Origin of the sequence: Variovorax sp. dw_954 (genome assembly GCF_018449755.1) — a bacterium.
GTDB lineage: Bacteria > Pseudomonadota > Gammaproteobacteria > Burkholderiales > Burkholderiaceae_C > Variovorax.
In genome coordinates, this window is record NZ_JAAVVD010000006.1 from 248,913 (window position 1) to 264,583 (window position 15,671).

The 15,671-nt window shown below is 67.8% G+C and carries 13 protein-coding genes; 8 read left to right on the forward strand and 5 right to left on the reverse strand.

Annotated elements, in window-relative coordinates; genetic code table 11:
- Window positions 1–7 precede the first annotated feature (7 nt).
- Complete coding sequence (locus HB681_RS12630) at window positions 8–469, forward strand: tRNA (cytidine(34)-2'-O)-methyltransferase (protein WP_213955155.1); 462 nt, start codon at window positions 8–10, stop codon at window positions 467–469.
- Window positions 470–583: 114 nt separating this feature from the next.
- Here HB681_RS12630 and HB681_RS12635 read toward each other — a convergent pair whose 3' ends face one another.
- Together HB681_RS12635 and HB681_RS12640 are read right to left on the reverse strand one after the other, a co-directional pair.
- Window positions 584–1,042 (reverse strand): MaoC family dehydratase, encoded by a 459-nt coding sequence (locus tag HB681_RS12635; RefSeq protein ID WP_213955156.1) that lies wholly within the window; start codon window positions 1,040–1,042, stop codon window positions 584–586.
- A 66-nt stretch (window positions 1,043–1,108) separates the two neighbouring features.
- Window positions 1,109–1,729 (reverse strand): ParA family protein, encoded by a 621-nt coding sequence (locus HB681_RS12640; RefSeq protein WP_213955157.1) that lies wholly within the window; start codon window positions 1,727–1,729, stop codon window positions 1,109–1,111.
- A gap of 156 nt (window positions 1,730–1,885) precedes the next feature.
- Here HB681_RS12640 and HB681_RS12645 point away from each other — a divergent pair, with 156 nt between their 5' ends.
- Complete coding sequence (locus HB681_RS12645) at window positions 1,886–2,596, forward strand: NAD(P)H-dependent oxidoreductase (protein WP_213955158.1); 711 nt, start codon at window positions 1,886–1,888, stop codon at window positions 2,594–2,596.
- Entirely contained in the window at window positions 2,596–4,422 is a 1,827-nt protein-coding gene (gene kefC, locus HB681_RS12650) for a glutathione-regulated potassium-efflux system protein KefC (RefSeq protein ID WP_213955159.1), read from the forward strand. Before HB681_RS12645 ends, kefC begins: the two co-directional genes overlap by 1 nt.
- Window positions 4,423–4,513: 91 nt before the next feature.
- Here the strand turns inward: kefC and HB681_RS12655 are convergent, their stop codons facing one another.
- From HB681_RS12655 to HB681_RS12665, 3 genes are all read right to left on the reverse strand, one after another.
- Window positions 4,514–6,118 carry a right-handed parallel beta-helix repeat-containing protein gene (locus HB681_RS12655; protein WP_213955160.1) on the reverse strand — a complete coding sequence of 535 codons (1,605 nt, stop codon included), beginning with the start codon at window positions 6,116–6,118 and terminating at the stop codon, window positions 4,514–4,516.
- Window positions 6,119–6,270: 152 nt separating this feature from the next.
- Window positions 6,271–7,887, reverse strand: a complete 1,617-nt coding sequence (locus HB681_RS12660) for a right-handed parallel beta-helix repeat-containing protein (RefSeq protein ID WP_213955161.1) — start codon at window positions 7,885–7,887, stop codon at window positions 6,271–6,273.
- Between the two features lie 393 nt (window positions 7,888–8,280).
- A complete protein-coding gene (locus HB681_RS12665; protein WP_213955162.1) occupies window positions 8,281–9,153 on the reverse strand; it encodes an amidohydrolase family protein in 873 nt (290 codons plus the stop codon).
- Between the two features lie 105 nt (window positions 9,154–9,258).
- Here HB681_RS12665 and HB681_RS12670 point away from each other — a divergent pair, with 105 nt between their 5' ends.
- The 5 genes from HB681_RS12670 to HB681_RS12690 all read left to right on the forward strand — a co-directional run bounded on the left by HB681_RS12670 (window position 9,259) and on the right by HB681_RS12690 (window position 15,667).
- Entirely contained in the window at window positions 9,259–10,032 is a 774-nt protein-coding gene (locus tag HB681_RS12670; RefSeq protein WP_213955163.1) for a crotonase/enoyl-CoA hydratase family protein, read from the forward strand.
- 161 nt (window positions 10,033–10,193) lie between these two features.
- Window positions 10,194–12,065: a feruloyl-CoA synthase gene (locus HB681_RS12675; RefSeq protein WP_213955164.1), complete on the forward strand. Its 1,872-nt coding sequence runs from the start codon at window positions 10,194–10,196 to the stop codon at window positions 12,063–12,065.
- A 22-nt stretch (window positions 12,066–12,087) separates the two neighbouring features.
- Complete coding sequence (locus HB681_RS12680; RefSeq protein ID WP_213955165.1) at window positions 12,088–12,873, forward strand: SDR family NAD(P)-dependent oxidoreductase; 786 nt, start codon at window positions 12,088–12,090, stop codon at window positions 12,871–12,873.
- A gap of 26 nt (window positions 12,874–12,899) precedes the next feature.
- Window positions 12,900–13,889 carry a Bug family tripartite tricarboxylate transporter substrate binding protein gene (locus HB681_RS12685; protein ID WP_213955166.1) on the forward strand — a complete coding sequence of 330 codons (990 nt, stop codon included), beginning with the start codon at window positions 12,900–12,902 and terminating at the stop codon, window positions 13,887–13,889.
- Window positions 13,886–15,667, forward strand: coding sequence for a tannase/feruloyl esterase family alpha/beta hydrolase (locus HB681_RS12690; protein WP_213955167.1), 1,782 nt, complete (start codon window positions 13,886–13,888; stop codon window positions 15,665–15,667). Before HB681_RS12685 ends, HB681_RS12690 begins: the two co-directional genes overlap by 4 nt.
- The last annotated feature ends 4 nt before the right edge of the window (window positions 15,668–15,671 follow it).

Here is a 15,671-nt window from a genome sequence, read left to right on the forward strand (position 1 = left end):
CCGCGCAATGTTCCATATCGTCCTGGTCGAACCCGAGATCCCGCCCAACACCGGAAACGTCATCCGCCTTGCAGCCAATACCGGATGCACGCTGCACCTGGTCGAACCGCTGGGTTTCTCGATGGACGACAAGCTGTTGAAGCGCGCCGGGCTCGACTATCACGAGTACGCCGAGGTGCGGCGCCATGCGAACTGGCAGGCGCTGCTTGACGATATGCAGCCGCCGGCCGACCGCATGTTCGCGCTGACCACGCGCGGCACGCGCTTCGTGCACGAGACCGCGTTCAAGCCGGGCGACTGGCTGGTGTTCGGCGCGGAGACGCGCGGCCTCGCGCCTGAGTTGCGCGAGCGCTTTGCGCCGGCGCAGCGCCTGCGACTTCCGATGCGCGAAGGTCAGCGCAGCCTGAACCTGTCGAACGCCGTGGCGGTGACGGTGTTCGAGGCGTGGCGGCAGAACGCCTTCGCCTGAGGCAACTGCATGGCCTTCTGACGGCGATCCAAGGCCCGCGCTGTCGAATCGCGGGCGAGGGGGCTGAATGCGCTGTCGAGGAGCCTCACGGTCTCTCCGGCGGCGCGGATGGCATCAGCGGAAGCGGCGCACCACCGATTCGGCCACGCAGGCCGGCTTGCTTGCGCCTTCGAGCTCGATGGTGACTTCCCAGACCATCTGCACACTGCCCTTGTCGTCGATCGACTCGCTCGACAGCAGCTTCATGCGGCCACGCACGCGGCCACCGACCGGCACCGGCGACATGAAGCGGACGCGATTGAGGCCGTAGTTGACGCCCATGCGGGACTCGACCACGTCGACGCCCTCCGCGAAGATCTTGGGGATCAAAGCCAGCGTCAGGAAACCGTGCGCGATCGGTCCGCCGAAGGGGCCCGCCTTGGCGCGCTCGACATCGACGTGGATCCACTGGTGGTCGCCGGTGGCTTCGGCGAACTGGTTCACCTGCTCCTGGGTAATGGTGATCCAGTCGGTGGTTGCGACTTCCTGGCCGACGCACGCGGCCAGATCTTGAAGGGTCTGGAAAGTTTTCATGCCCCGGACTCTAGCCGTCGGCAGCGTGAATCGTCTGTAGCGGCGGCGACAAATTCCCCCGGGGAACTACTGATCCAGCCAATGCACGAGGGGCTGCCACTGTTCCAGGTCGCGCTGCACGCGGCCGGGTGCGATGTCGAACAGGGTGAGCCCGCGCGCGGCGAGCTGGACGTAATTCTGCGTGTCGCGCAGCTCGGTCACCATCGGCACGCCGAGCCGGGCCACGAACTCGCGCAGCCGGTCGCCCGACAGGGTATGGGCGCCCACGCGCATGCCGACCAGCCCGATGCGCGACTTGCCGGCCTTGCGCTGGCCCTCCAGCCGCAGCAGGAAATCGCGGGTGGCGTAGATGTCGAAGATGCTCGGCTGCAATGGCACCAGGATCTGGTCGGCCAGCGCCACCACCTCCTTGAAGCGCCAGCCGTGCAGGCCGGCCGGCGAGTCCAGCACCGCATGCGTGGTGCCGCGCGGCGGGCGGGCGACGGTGCCCTCGCCGGCCGCTTCCCAGGTGGCAATGGGCGCCGCCTTGGCCGGCCGCAGGTTGAGCCACAGGCCGGACGACTGCTGGCGATCGACGTCGCCCAGCATCACCGCATGGCCACGGCTGGCGAAATAGCCCGCGATGTTGGTCGCGAGCGTCGACTTGCCGACACCGCCCTTGGGGTTGGCTATCAGAACCACCGGCATGGAGTCTCCTCGGATACAGCGGAAGAAGTCCGCATCCTAGTGTGTCGTCCCGCGAATTGCTGCGCAAAGTGAAATTGAAGCATTTCAAGTGCGCCGCTTGCGGACGGCACATCGGCCTTGCGCCACGGCGTTCGACGATTGCGCTATGTTCGCGGCATGCCGGCCTCCACGACACCTCCAACCAGCCCACCCCGCGTCTACGTGATCGCGGCCCACCCGCAGTGGCGCGACTCGCGCGTGAACCGCCTGCTGATGCAGGCGGCGCGCAGCCTGCCGCACGTCGATGTGAACGATCTCTACGGCAGCTATCCGGACTACGACATCGACATCGAGGCGGAACAGGAGCGCCTGGCGCGCGCCGACCTGCTGGTGCTGCTCCACCCGATCCAGTGGTACTCGATGCCGCCACTGCAGAAGCTGTGGTTCGACGAGGTGCTGGGCTGGGGCTGGGCCTACGGGCCGGGGGGCTCGGCGCTGCGGGGCAAGGACTGCTGGCTGGTGGCGACCACGGGCGGCACGGAGTCGAGCTACCACCCGCAGGGCTACAACCGCTATTTCTTCGACGCCTTCCTGCCGCCCTATGAACAGACCGCGGCCTTGTGCGGCATGCGCTTCCTGCCGCCGCTGGTGTTCCACGGGGCACGCAGCGCGACGCAGGAGGAACTGGTGGCGCACGTCAACGTGTTCAAGGACCGGCTCGCGAGCTATCCGGACTGGCCGGAGATGGACGAGATCGACGCCTGCCCGACCTGCGTGGTGCCCGAGACCGACCGGCCGGCCGAGCAGGAAGACGCCGGCAAGCTGGGCGCCCAGGCCCTGAAGGACGCGCTGGCCCGCATCGCCCCCGCCCAGGCGGGAGCGGCCTGATGGAGCATCACGCACCGGCCTGGCTGGTCAACTCCCTCATCTACCTGGGCGCCGCGGTCATCGTGGTGCCGATTTCGAAATGGGCCGGCCTGGGCTCGATCATCGGCTACCTGGTGGCCGGCATCGCGATCGGGCCGACGGTGTTCGGGCTCGTCACGAATGTGCAGGACATCCTGCATTTCGCCGAATTCGGCGTGGTGCTGATGTTGTTCCTGGTCGGGCTGGAGCTGGAGCCCAAGCGGCTGTGGAACCTGCGGCAGCCGATCTTCGGCTGGGGCAGCGCGCAGGTGCTGTGCTGCGCGGCCGCCCTGTTCGCGCTGGGGTGGGCCGCGGGCGCCATGTGGCGCGTGGCGCTGGTGGGCGCGCTGGGGCTGGCCTTGTCATCGACCGCGATCGCGCTGCAGGTGTTCGGCGAGCGTAACCTGCTGAAGACATCGAGCGGCCAGGCCGGCTTCTCGATCCTGCTGTTCCAGGACGTGGCAGCCATTCCGATCCTGGCGCTGCTGCCCTTGCTGGCCGGCGATGCGGCGGGCGAAGCAGCGACCGGCACGGGGCGCCTGCTGCAGGGGCTCAAGATCATCGGCGTGATCGGCGGCATCGTGCTCGGTGGCCGGCTCGCGTTGCGGCCGGTGCTGCGGTGGATCGCGCGCAGCAACACGCCGGAGATCTTCACCGCCGCCTCGCTGCTGCTGGTGGTGGCGATCGCAGCGCTGATGCAGTTCATCGGCCTGTCGATGGCGCTGGGCGCCTTTCTCGCCGGCGTGCTGCTGGCGGAGAGCGAATACCGGCGCGAACTCGAGACCGACATCGAACCCTTCAAGGGCTTGCTGCTGGGCCTGTTCTTCATCGCCGTGGGCATGAGCATCGACTTCGGCGTGCTGATGCGGCAACCCGGCACGATGGCCCTGCTGGTGGTGGCCTTCATGGCGATCAAGCTGGCGGTGATCTACGCACTGGCCAAGGCGATGGACATTCCGTACCAGCAGCGACCGGTGTTCACGCTGCTGCTGGCGCAGGGCGGCGAATTCGCCTTCGTGGTGTTCCAGGCGGCCGGACCGAACGTGCTGCCGCCGGAGACCGCATCGCTGCTGATCGCGGCAGTGGCGCTGTCGATGCTGGTGTCGCCGCTGCTGCTGGTGGCCATCGACAAGCTGATCCTGCCGCGCTACGACCTGATGGGCGGCAAGGCGATGGAGGAGATCTCCGAGCAGCAGGAGGGCAAGGTGCTGATCTGCGGCTTCGGGCGCTACGGCCAGATCATCGGGCGCCTGATGCTGGCCAACGGCATGCCGCCGACGGTGCTGGACCATGACGCGGACACGGTGGAAGGGCTGCGCCAGTTCGGCTTCCGGGTGTTCTATGGGGATGCGACGCGGCTGGACCTGCTGCGCATCGCAGGCGGCGGGAGCGCCAAAGCGATCGTGGTGGCGGTGGATGACATGGAGCAGTCACTGGAGATCGTGGACCTGGTGCGCGAGCACTTTCCGCAGGCCGAGATCATTGCGCGCGCGCGCAACGTGGCGCACTACTACCATTTGCGCGACCGCAATGTCGCCCACATCGAGCGCGAGGTGTTCGAGTCCTCGCTGCGCAGCGGGCGCTCGGTGCTCGAAGCGCTGGGCTGGCCGGCGCACGAGGCGCGGCACGCGGCGATGCGCTTCCGGCAGCGCAACATCGGCATCACCGAAGCGGGCTACCCGCACTACAAGGACCGCGCCAAGCTCATCGCCGTCGCCAAGGAAGGGCGGCAGCAGTTCGAGGAGCAGATGGCGCGCGAGCGGGCGCAGCGGCGGGAGCGCTCGGGGGTGGGCTGGGAGCAAGAGTAGGCCCACCCCCGAATGCGCCTGCAAAAGGTTCGCGTGTAGATCAATTGCATGGTGGCTCTCAACTGCCCTGCCCCGTGGCAGCCGCCTGCTATCAACGACGCGCGAAGTACGCGCCGAAGTACGAATAGCCCGGCTGCACCGGCGCCCCGCCGAAGTCGCTGACGCCGCTCAGTTGCAGGCCACCGCCCTGCAACGGCGAGGCCAGCCGCATGCCGCCGATCAGCGGCGCGGCCAGGTTGTCGAACAGGGGTGTCTCGACCAGGTTGCCTACCGTGCGGGTCGCGGCATCGATGGTGGCGGGCGTGTTGACCCGGATGTCGTCGCCCCAGCGCATCACGGTGCCGCCTTCAGTGTTGACCAGCAGGTTCGGCCCGATGGTGTTGGGCTGGGTGAAGGTCTTTCCGTCGACGTAGACCGCCGGCACGCCCGCGCGCGTGGACATGGCGATGTTGTTGATCACCACGTTGCCGCGCGTGCGGCTGTTGCCCCTGGACGCACCAACGATGATTTCGGCCACCGCCCCGTGCGTGCCGTTCGGGTCGATCGAGTTGCCGCGCGTGGTGTTCCCGAAGATGCGGTTGTTCTGCGCCTCGTAGATGTTGATGCCGTGCCCGTCGTTGCTCAGCAGGATGTTGAAGGCCACGGTGTTGTCGTCGCACCAGCGGTCCACCTCGATGCCGTTGCCGTCATGCAGGCCGGTGTCGACGTTGTGATGGCTGATGTTGTAGACGATGTCGTTGTGGTCGCCGCTGTCCTCGGCCTCCGAACCGCTGAAGAGATGGATGCCGGAAGTGCCCGGCACCGCCAGCCCGCTCAGGCTCACGTCGTTGCGCTCGATGCGCCAGTACGAGCCGCGGATCTCCATGCCGTGGTGCCCGCTGCGGCGCACCGTGTTGTGACTGATGACGCTTTGCGCGCCGGCCGCGCCGTTGACTTCCACGCCGATGCCATGCGTCACGGCCTGGTCGACCACGTTGCTGACGATGTAGATGTTGGCGCCGGCGCCCTGCGACACGTTGATGCCCATGTGCCCGCCCATCACCACGTTGTTGCTGACGGTGATGTGGTGACTGGCCTGCCGGATCACGAATCCGCTGTACTGCGGTGGCTGGACGTAGAGGCCGCTGATGCGCAGGTGGCTGGCGTTCTGCACGTCCATGGTGGTCAGGATGACCGGCCGCTGGTTGCGGTCCGCCGCCACGATGCGAATGGGCGATTGCGCCGTTCCGTTGGCCGTGATGGCCAGCGGGCCGGCATAGGTGCCGGGCGCGATGCGCACCAGGCTGCCGGGCGGAAGCTGGCGCCAGGGCACATCCTGGAGCTGCGCGACCTGGAGTGCGCCGGCCGGGACGGCGATGCCCGACCCCACCACGACCAGCTGGCCGCTGGCCCAGGGCCAGGGATCTTCGTCGGGGGCCGGGGCAAAGCCGGGAATGAACTCGGGCGCCGGCAATGCATCCGCGGTGGTCGTGTCGCCGGCCTTGGAGAGGGCCATCGCTTCCGATGGCGACTTGCCCGCGCGCGGGGGGGTCTGCGCGGCTCTGTCGACATTCGCCGCCGCATCGACATTGCTGCTGGCAAGGCTTCCTGCAATCCCTGCGCTGCCGTCCCCGCTTCCACCACCCCCACAGGCCATGACGCATAGCGCGCCCGCGACCACCGCCGCGCTGGTGCGCGTCACTGTCTTCATGTTCATTCGACGTGTCCTCCCTTTTCAGCCCACGAGTATGGGCCGATGCGAACTATCGGATCAATTGGTCCGAATGTCCCACTCGACGATTTCAGGCTGCCCAGGGGCTCGGCATGCGTGCACCCCGGCCCCTGGAGGACAGCGAAAGGGAAGCCGCTTCACAGGGGACTGAAGAAATAGGCCCCGAAGTAGACGAGCGGGGGCTGCGCCGGGGCACCGCCGAAATCGGCCGCTCCGCTCAAGGAAGCGCCGGTGCCTGCCGGCGCTTGCGCCAAGCGAAGTCCGCCGGTCAGCGGATAGCTCGCATCGACGAACGCAGGTCGCTCGACCGCATTGCCGCTGGTCGACGTCGCGACATCGACGGCGGCGGAATTGTCGGCGCGGATATCGTCGCCCCAGCGCATCACCGTGCCACCCGCCGCGTTGAACAGCAGGTTGGGCCCGACCACGTTGTCGTGCAGGAAGGCGCGGCCGTCCACATAGATCGCCGCGCCGTCCGCGCGCGTTGCGACCGCGATGTTGTCCATCACCAGGTTCCCGCTGGTCCGGTTGTTTTCCGGCGTGGCGCCCACCATGATCTCGGCCAGCGCGCCATGGGTATGCATCGGGTCGAGCGCGTTGGCCAGGGCCGTGTTCGCATAAACGCGGTTGCCCTGCGACTCGTACACGTTGATGCCCGCGCCGTCATTGGCCCAGACGAGGTTGAACGCCACCGTGTTGTCGTCGCACCAGCGATCGGTCTGGATGCCGTTGCCGTCGTGCGCACCGGTGTCGGCGTTGGCATGGCTCGCGTTGTAGACGACGACGTTGTGGTCGCCGCGGTCCTCTTCCGCTGTCTTGCTGAAGATGTGGATGCCGGAGGTCCCGGCGATCGCCAGCCCGCTGTAGCTGACGTCGTTGTGTTCGATGCGCCACCAGGAGCCGCGAATCTCCATGCCGTGGTGGCCGCTGCGGCGCACGGTGTTGCGGGTGATCAGGTTCGTCGCGTCGGCGGTGCCGTTGCCATCCACGCCGATACCGCTGAACACGGTGTCCTCGATGAGGTTGTTGCCGATGACGAGGTGGGTGCCCGGTTCCCCGGTCACGTTGATGCCGATCGGCGCGCGGCGGATGACGTTGTCGGTCACCGTGATGTGATGGCTGCCCTGGCGGATCACCACGCCGCCGTTGGCCTCGGTCCGTACATCGAAGCCGCTGATGCGCAGATGGCTGGCGCCACGCACGTCAAGGCTGGTGGTGACGACCGGCATCTGGGTGCGGCTGGCGGCCTGGATGCGGATGGGCGCTTCTGCCGTTCCGTTGGCGGTGATGGCGATCGTGCCGACATAGGTTCCGGGCGCGACGCGCACCACGCTGCCGGGTGGCAAGGTGTCCCAGCGCACGTCCTTGATCTGGGCGACCTGGGTGGCCCCGGCCGGCACCTCGATGCCCGAGCCCACGATCACGAGGACGCCCGCACCCGACGGCGTGGCATCCAGTTCGCCGATGGGCGGCACATAGCCGGGGGGCGCCTCGGAGGGTTTGGCGGCGTCGGGTCTCACTGGCGTGGCGCCCCCGCCTCCAGACGTGCCGATCACTTTGCCAAGTTCGGTCAATTCCACCGTGCCGAGGGCCGGCGCAGCGTCCAGCGCCTCCGAGCCTGCGGGCTTCGACACGCCGGTCGATGGCTCCCCGGACGTCGTCGCCACGGTGCCCAGGCCGGCCATTCCGGCAGAACCGCCGCCTCCGCCTCCGCCGCAACCGACGAGAAACAGGGCGCCAGAAAGTATTGCCATGGCAAAACCGGACGCATTCTTGTAAACCTTAATACACATAAAACGATACTCCAATCTTGCATCAGTGGATGAAGTATCGCAATACGATCCCGAAATGTATCGGTCAGGCAACCAAAAGTGACTTTGTCCTACAAGATGCATGTCGGCCCCGAATGGCGCCGCAGAGGAGGGAGCGGATGCAGTTCGAGGTGCTTCCGGGGGCAGCGTCGCGCTGCATGGACGCGCTGATGGTCTTGCCAACGCCGTTCGTCGCCATGGACAGGCTGTTGGTCTTCCTCCCTCTCCCTCCGGGAGAGGGCCGGGGTGAGGGCAGCCGACTCAAAAGGAGGCAAGGCTGCCGATCCACCCCCGAGCCCGGTACGTACGGGCGCACCCAACCCAGGGAAAACGAACTCAGGAAGCCTTGTCCAACCCCAGCAACCTCACCGCGTTCCCCTTCAGGATCGCCGGCATCACTTCCGGCTTGAAGCCCGCATCCTCGAAGTCCTTCAGCCACCGGTCCGGCGTGATCAGCGGATAGTCGCTCGCGAACAGCACGCGATCCTTCAGCAGCGTGTTGGCGTACTGGACGAGTTGCTTGGGAAAGTACTTCGGGCTCCAGCCGGACAGGTCGATCCACACGTTGGGCTTGTGCGTGGCCACGCTCAGCGCTTCGTCCTGCCATGGGAAGCTGGGGTGCGCCATGACGATCTGCATGTCGGGGAAGTCGATGGCCACGTCGTCGAGGTGCATCGGGTTGCTGTATTCGAGGCGCAGGCCGCCGCCGCAACGCATGCCCGAACCGATGCCGCTGTGGCCGGTGTGGAACACCGCCGGCAGGCCGTATTCGGCGACCACCTCGTAGATCGGCCAAGCCATCCTGTCGTAGGGATGGAAGCCCTGAACGGTCGGATGGAACTTGAAGCCCTTCACGCCGTATTCCTCGATCAGCCGGCGCGCCTCGCGCGCACCCATCTTGCCCTTGTGCGGATCGATGCTGGCGAAGGCGATCATCATGTCGCTGTTCTTCTGCGCGTGCTCGGCGATCTCCTCGTTGGGGATGCGCCGACGGCCCATGTTCGACTCCGCATCGACCATGAACATCACCAAGCCGATCTTGCGCTCGCGGTAGTAGTCGATGCTTTCCTGGATGGTCGGGCGGCGGCCGGCCTTGAAGTACTTGTCGGCGGCGCGGTCGTATTCCTCGCCGTAGTTGTCGAACGGGTTCCAGCAACTCACTTCGGCGTGGGTGTGGGTATCGATCGCGATCAGGTTCTGGTAGTCCACAGGCTTTGTCTCCAGGTTCGGGTAAGTACCGAGTTCAGCCGCCTCATGCGGCCTTGAATTGGTTATTAACCATAACCATAATCGAAGCCACACCGGAACGCAATCATGAACCACCCCGATCTTCACATCGAGCTTCGCGACACCATCGCCATCATCCGCCTGACCCGCGGCGCCAAGCGCAATGCGCTGTCGGACGGCTTGGTCCTCGCGCTGCGCGACGCCTTCGACAACCTGCCCGACACGGTGCGCGCCGCCGTGGTCGACGGCGAGGGCCCGCACTTCTGCGCGGGCCTGGACCTGAGCGAACTGCAGGAACGCGACGCGGGCCAGGGCATGCGCCATTCACGCATGTGGCACGCGGCGCTGGAGCGGGTGCAGTACGGGCCGGTGCCGGTGATCGCGGCGCTGCACGGCGCGGTGGTCGGCGGCGGGCTGGAACTGGCGAGCGCATGTCACATCCGTGTGGCGGACAGCAGCACCTTCTACGCGCTGCCGGAAGGCTCGCGCGGCATCTTCGTGGGCGGCGGCGGCTCGGTGCGCATCCCCAAGCTGATCGGCGCGGCGCGCATGACCGACATGATGCTGACCGGCCGCGTCTACAACGCCGAGGACGGCGAGCGCGCCGGCTTCGCGCAGTACCTGGTGCCGGAGGGCACGGCCTTCGACAAGGCGCTGGAACTCGCGCAACGCGTGGCCCAGAACGCGCCGCTCACCAACTACGCGCTGATGCACGCGCTGCCGCGCATCGCCGAGCAATCGGCCGACCATGGCTTCTTCACCGAATCGCTGATCGCGGGCATTGCGCAGGCCTCCCCGGAAGCGAAGACGCGGCTGGCGGACTTCCTCGAAGGACGCGCCGCCAAAGTCAGCAAAGACTAGAAGGTGTGAATCTTTCTACTGCTGCCACCGATCTCGGGCCTGCGGTGCTCACCGCACGAGAGTGCGGTTCCGCTCCGCGAACCGGGCTCCCGGCTGGCGCCCTCGCTACGAAATCTTCACACCTTCTGACTCCCTCCAACTGGTAGCGCATGACAACCACAATGACCGAGACAAAACCCACTCCCGTCGTGCCGCGCTACCGCCCCCTGGCCTTTGGCATCACCCGCGGCGTGCTGACCGAAGGCGCGCCCGGCGTGTGCTACCTGAAGGCGGAGACACCACTCGCGCCTTACGTCGATCGCATGACGGACAGGCTCAAGCACTGGGCCACGGTGGCGCCGGACCGCACCTTCATCGCGCGCCGCGAACGCCTGCCCGACGGCAGCACCGGCGACTGGATTCGACTGAGCTATGCCGAGGCGCTGCACAAGGCGCGCAGCATCGCGCAGGCCGTGCTCGACCGTGGCCTGAGCGCCGAACGGCCCGTCGCGATCCTCAGCGAGAACAGCATCGAGCACGCGCTGATTGCGCTCGGCTGCCTGTACGCGGGCGTGCCCTACTGCCCGGTGTCGCCGCCCTACTCCATCGTCAGCCAGGACTTCGACAAGCTGCGCCATGTGCTGGACACGCTGACGCCCGGACTGGTGTTCGCCGCCGACGCGAAGCGCTTCGGCCGCGCCATCGATGCGGTCGTGCCGGCGGACGTGGAAGTCGTGCTGGCCGAAGGCACGCTGGACCGCCCCACCACTTCCTTCGACGAACTCGCCGCCACGCCCGCAACGTCCGCCGTCGATGCCGCGCTGGCGGCGACCGGCCCCGACACCATCACCAAATTCCTGTTCACCTCGGGCTCGACCAAGCTGCCCAAGGCCGTCATCAACACGCAACGCATGTGGTGCGCCAACCAGCAGCAGATGCGCCAGTCGATGCCGGTGCTGGGCGAGGAGCCGCCGGTGCTGGTCGACTGGCTGCCGTGGAACCACACCTTCGGCGGCAACCACAACGTCGGCATCGTGCTGGACAACGGCGGCACGCTCTACATCGACGACGGCAAGCCCACGCCGGGCGGGATGGCGGAGACGCTGCGCAACCTGCGCGAGATCGCGCCAACGGTGTACTTCAACGTGCCCACCGGATTCGAGGCGATTGCCAACGCGATGGAATCCGACCCGGTGCTGCGCAAGAACCTGCTGTCGCGCGTGAAGATGTTCTTCTATGCCGGCGCCGCCCTGTCGCAGCCGGTGTGGGACAGCCTGCACCGCTCGCAGGAGGCCGAAGTCGGCGAGCGCATCGTGATGGGCACGGGGCTGGGCATGACCGAGTCGGGCCCGTTCGCGCTCTACATCACCGGGCCGACGGTGCAATCGGGCGACCTCGGGCTGCCGGCGGCCGGCATCGAGATCAAGCTGGTCGACATCGACGGCAAGACCGAAGTGCGCTATCGCGGACCAAACATCACGCCGGGCTACTGGCGCGCCCCGGAAGCCACGGCCGAGGCCTTCGATGAAGAGGGCTACTTCTCCACCGGCGACGCCGTCAAATGGATCGACGAAGCGGACATCCACAAGGGCCTGCGCTTCGACGGCCGCATCGCGGAAGACTTCAAGCTCGCCACCGGCACCTTCGTCAGCGTGGGGCCGATGCGCGCGAGGATCATCGCGGCCGGCGCGCCGTACATCCAGGACGCGGTGCTGACCGGCATCAACCTGAAGGAAGTCGGCGCGCTGGTGTTTCCGACGCAGGCGGTGCGCAAGCTGGCCGGCCTGCCGCCGGATGCGCCGCTGCGCGAGGTGCTCGACAGCGCACCGGTGCGCGCGCGGATGCAGCAGGTGCTCGACACGCTGGCCGCGGGCAGCACCGGCAGCGCCAACCGCATCGCACGCGCCTGGCTCGTCGACGAGCCGCCTTCCATCGACAAGGGCGAGGTCACCGACAAGGGATCGATCAACCAGCGTTCCGTGCTCAAGCACCGGGCCGCGCTGGTCGATGCACTGCATGCGGACACGCTGGCCTCCATCCTCCAACCCCGATAGACATTCCCAAGGAGACAGACAGATGAAGATCGAAGGACAAGCCGCACTCGTCACGGGTGGCGCGTCGGGGCTCGGCGAAGCGACGGCGCGCGAGCTTGCGCGCCTGGGCGCCAAGGTGGCGGTGCTCGACCGCAATGCGGAACTGGCGGAGAAGGTCGCGAAGGCCATCGGCGAAGAATTCGGCGACGGCCGCGCCGTGGCCTGCGCCTGCGACATCACCGATGCCGAAAGCGTGAGCGCAGCCATCGAACGCGCCGCCGCCGCGCACGGCCCGGCGCGCATCCTCATGAACGTCGCCGGCATCGGCAGCGCCAAGCGCATCGTCGGCAAGGACGGCAACCCCGCGCCGCTGGAAGACTTCGTGCGCGTGGTCAACGTCAACCTGATCGGCGGCTACAACATGGCGCGCCTGTTTGCCGCGGCCTGCGCGAAGCTGCCTGCGCTGGAGGGTGGCGAGAAAGGCGTGATGCTGTTCACCGCATCGGTCGCGGCCTTCGACGGGCAGGTCGGCCAGCAGGCCTACAGCGCCTCGAAGGGCGGCCTGGTCGGCATGACCCTGCCGATGGCGCGCGACCTGGCGCAACACGGCATCCGCGTCTGCACCATCGCGCCCGGACTCTTCGCCACGCCGCTGCTCATGGAGTTGCCGGAGCCGGTGCAGCAGTCGCTGGCCGCGTCGATCCCGTTCCCGCCACGACTGGGCAAGCCCTCCGAGTTCGCGGAGCTGGCCTGCCATGTCGTGACCAACGGCCACCTCAACGGCGAGGTGATCCGTCTCGATGGCGCGCTCCGCATGGCGCCGCGCTGACCTTTCCACAACCCCGGAGACATGACATGAGCACTCGTCGCACCATCCTCTCTGCTGCCGGCGCCGTCACCGCGCTCGCAGCCCTCCGCCCGTTGACCGCCCTCGCGCAGGCGCTGGACCAGGTCAAGATCTACTACGGCTTCCCTGCCGGGAGCGCGGGCGACAGCGTGGCGCGCCGCGTGGCCGAGAAGCTGGGCGGCACGCCCTACAGCAAGGGCGCAGGCTACGTCGAGAACAAGCCTGGTGCAGGCGGCCGCATCGCGGTCGAGTCGCTCAAGGCCTCGCCGCCGGACGGCTCCGTGCTGACGCTGGCGCCGGTGTCCGCGCTCTCGGTCTACCCCTACATCTATCCGAAGCTCAGCTACAAGCAGGACGATGTCGCGCCGGTGTCGATCGGCGCCATCATGTTCCACGGCCTGGCCATCGGACCCGCCGTGCCGGAAGACGTGAAGACGCTGAAGGACTTCCTGGCCTGGGCCAAGGCCAACCCCGCGCAGGCCAGCTACGGCTCGCCGGGCGCCGGCTCCATGCCGCACCTGCTGGGCGCCCTGCTCGGCCTGCGCTCCGGCGTGGAACTGAAGCACGTGCCCTACCGCGGCACCGTGCCCAGCATCACCGACCTGGTCGGCGGGCAGATCGCCGCCGCCATGAACCCCAGCGGCGACTACCTGCAATACATGAAGGCCGGCCGCGTGCGCGTGCTGGCCACCTCAGGCAAGAAGCGCTCGCCGTACCTGCCGGACGTGCCCACCTTCACCGAGCTCGGCTACCCGGATTGCACGGTGGAGGAATGGTTCGGCTTCTACGCACCGGCCAGGACGCCCGCGGCCACCATCGCCAGCGCCAGCGCCGCCATCAACGTCGCCCTTGTCGACAAGTCGGTGATCGACGCGCTGGCATTGGTCGGGCTGGTGGCGCATGGCAGCACGCCGCAGGAAATGGCGGCCGACCAGAAGGCCGAATACGAGCGCTGGGGTCCGCTGGTCAAGCAGATCGGCTTCACGGCGGAATCATGAGCAAGGGCCCCGTTCGCGCACGGCGCCTCGCTGCGCCGCCCCGTTTGCGAGGGACGGCCCGCCGGGGCAGCTTGCAAGGTGGCGCCGGCATTGCGCTGGCCGTGGCAACGCTGGCGGGCTGCGCGGGCATCGCACCGGGCACGCCGCCGCCGCAACTCGGCGCCGCGCGCCCGGGTGAACTCACGGCGTGCGGCGACCTGGCGAACCTCACCGGGCCCATCGGCACCGTCATCACCCAGGCCACGGCCGTGGCGGCTGGACCGGTGCCGGTCGGCAACGGCAGCCAGCCCGCACCGGCGCACTGCCTGGTGCGCGGCAAGGTCAACGAACGGGTCAGTTCGGTCGACAACAACACCTATGCGATCGGCTTCGAACTGCGCATGCCGGTCGAATGGAACGGACGCTTCTTCTACCAGGCCAATGGCGGCCTCGACGGGGTGGTGGTGCCCGCGCTCGGCGGCATCGGCGGCGGCGCGCCGACCACCAATGCGTTGCAGATGGGCTTTGCGGTGATCAGCTCGGATGCGGGGCATCCCGGATCGATGGGCCCGCGCTTCGGCGTCGACCCGCAGGCACGGCTCGACTACGGCTACAACGCGGTCGCGCAACTCACGCCCATGGCCAAGGGCCTGATCGCGCGCGCCTACGGCCGCGGTCCGGATCGCTCGTACTTCGGCGGTTGTTCCAATGGCGGCCGGCACGCGATGGTCGCGGCCGTGCGTTCCGCGGACCAGTACGACGGCATCCTCGTGGGCGACCCGGGTTTCAACCTGCCGAAGGCGGCCGTGGCCCAGCTCTACGGGGCGCAGCAATATGCCAAGGTGGCGAGCAGGAAGACCGAGGACGACGAGCCCGACCTGCAGAGCGCCTTCACGCCCGCCGAACTCAAGCTCGTGAGCGACAAGGTGCTCGCGCAATGCGACGCGCTCGACGGCCTGGCCGATGGCATCGTGTCCGATGTCAAGGCTTGCCAGGCGACGTTCAAGCTCGACACGGCAGTGCCGACATGCGCGGAAGGCGTGCGGGACGGCAGTTGCCTCAGCGTGCCGCAGAAGACGGCTCTGTCGAGTGTCTTCGCAGGCGCACGCAACAGTGCCGGCAAGCCGATCTATGCCAGCTTTCCATTCGACAGCGGCATTGGCGGCAGCAACTGGCGCGAATGGAAGTTCGCCAGCCCGAGCACGCGCGACTCTGGCGCGGTGCAGTTCATCTTCGCGACCCCGCCGATGGTCGAGCGCCCCGGCGGCATGGCCTTCACGCTGGGTTTCGACATGGACCGCGACCTGCCGCGCATCGAAGCCACCGACCCGGTCTACCGCACGTCGTCGATGGCCTTCATGACGCCGCCCGATGCGGCCAACCTGTCGGCGCTGCGCAATCGCGGCGGCAAGATGATGGTCTACCACGGCACCAGCGACCCCGTGTTCTCCTCGGACGACACGGCCGCCTGGTACGAGCGCGTGCAGGCCGCGAACGGCGGCGACGCGGCCAGCTTCGCGCGCTACTTCCCCGTGCCCGGAATGAACCACTGCGCAGGCGGCCCGGCCACCGACCAGTTCGACATGCTGACGGCGCTGGTGGCCTGGGTCGAGCAAGGCCAGGCGCCGGCCTCGGTCACGGCTGCCGCGCGTGGCCCCGGCGCCAGCGTGGTCAACGCCGAAGTGCCGGCCAATTGGTCCGCCAGGCGCACACGGCCGCTGTGCCCCTACCCGCAAGTCGCGCGCTACCAGGGCGGCGACGTTGAAAGTGCGGGCAGCTTCGCCTGCACTGCACCCTGAAGCT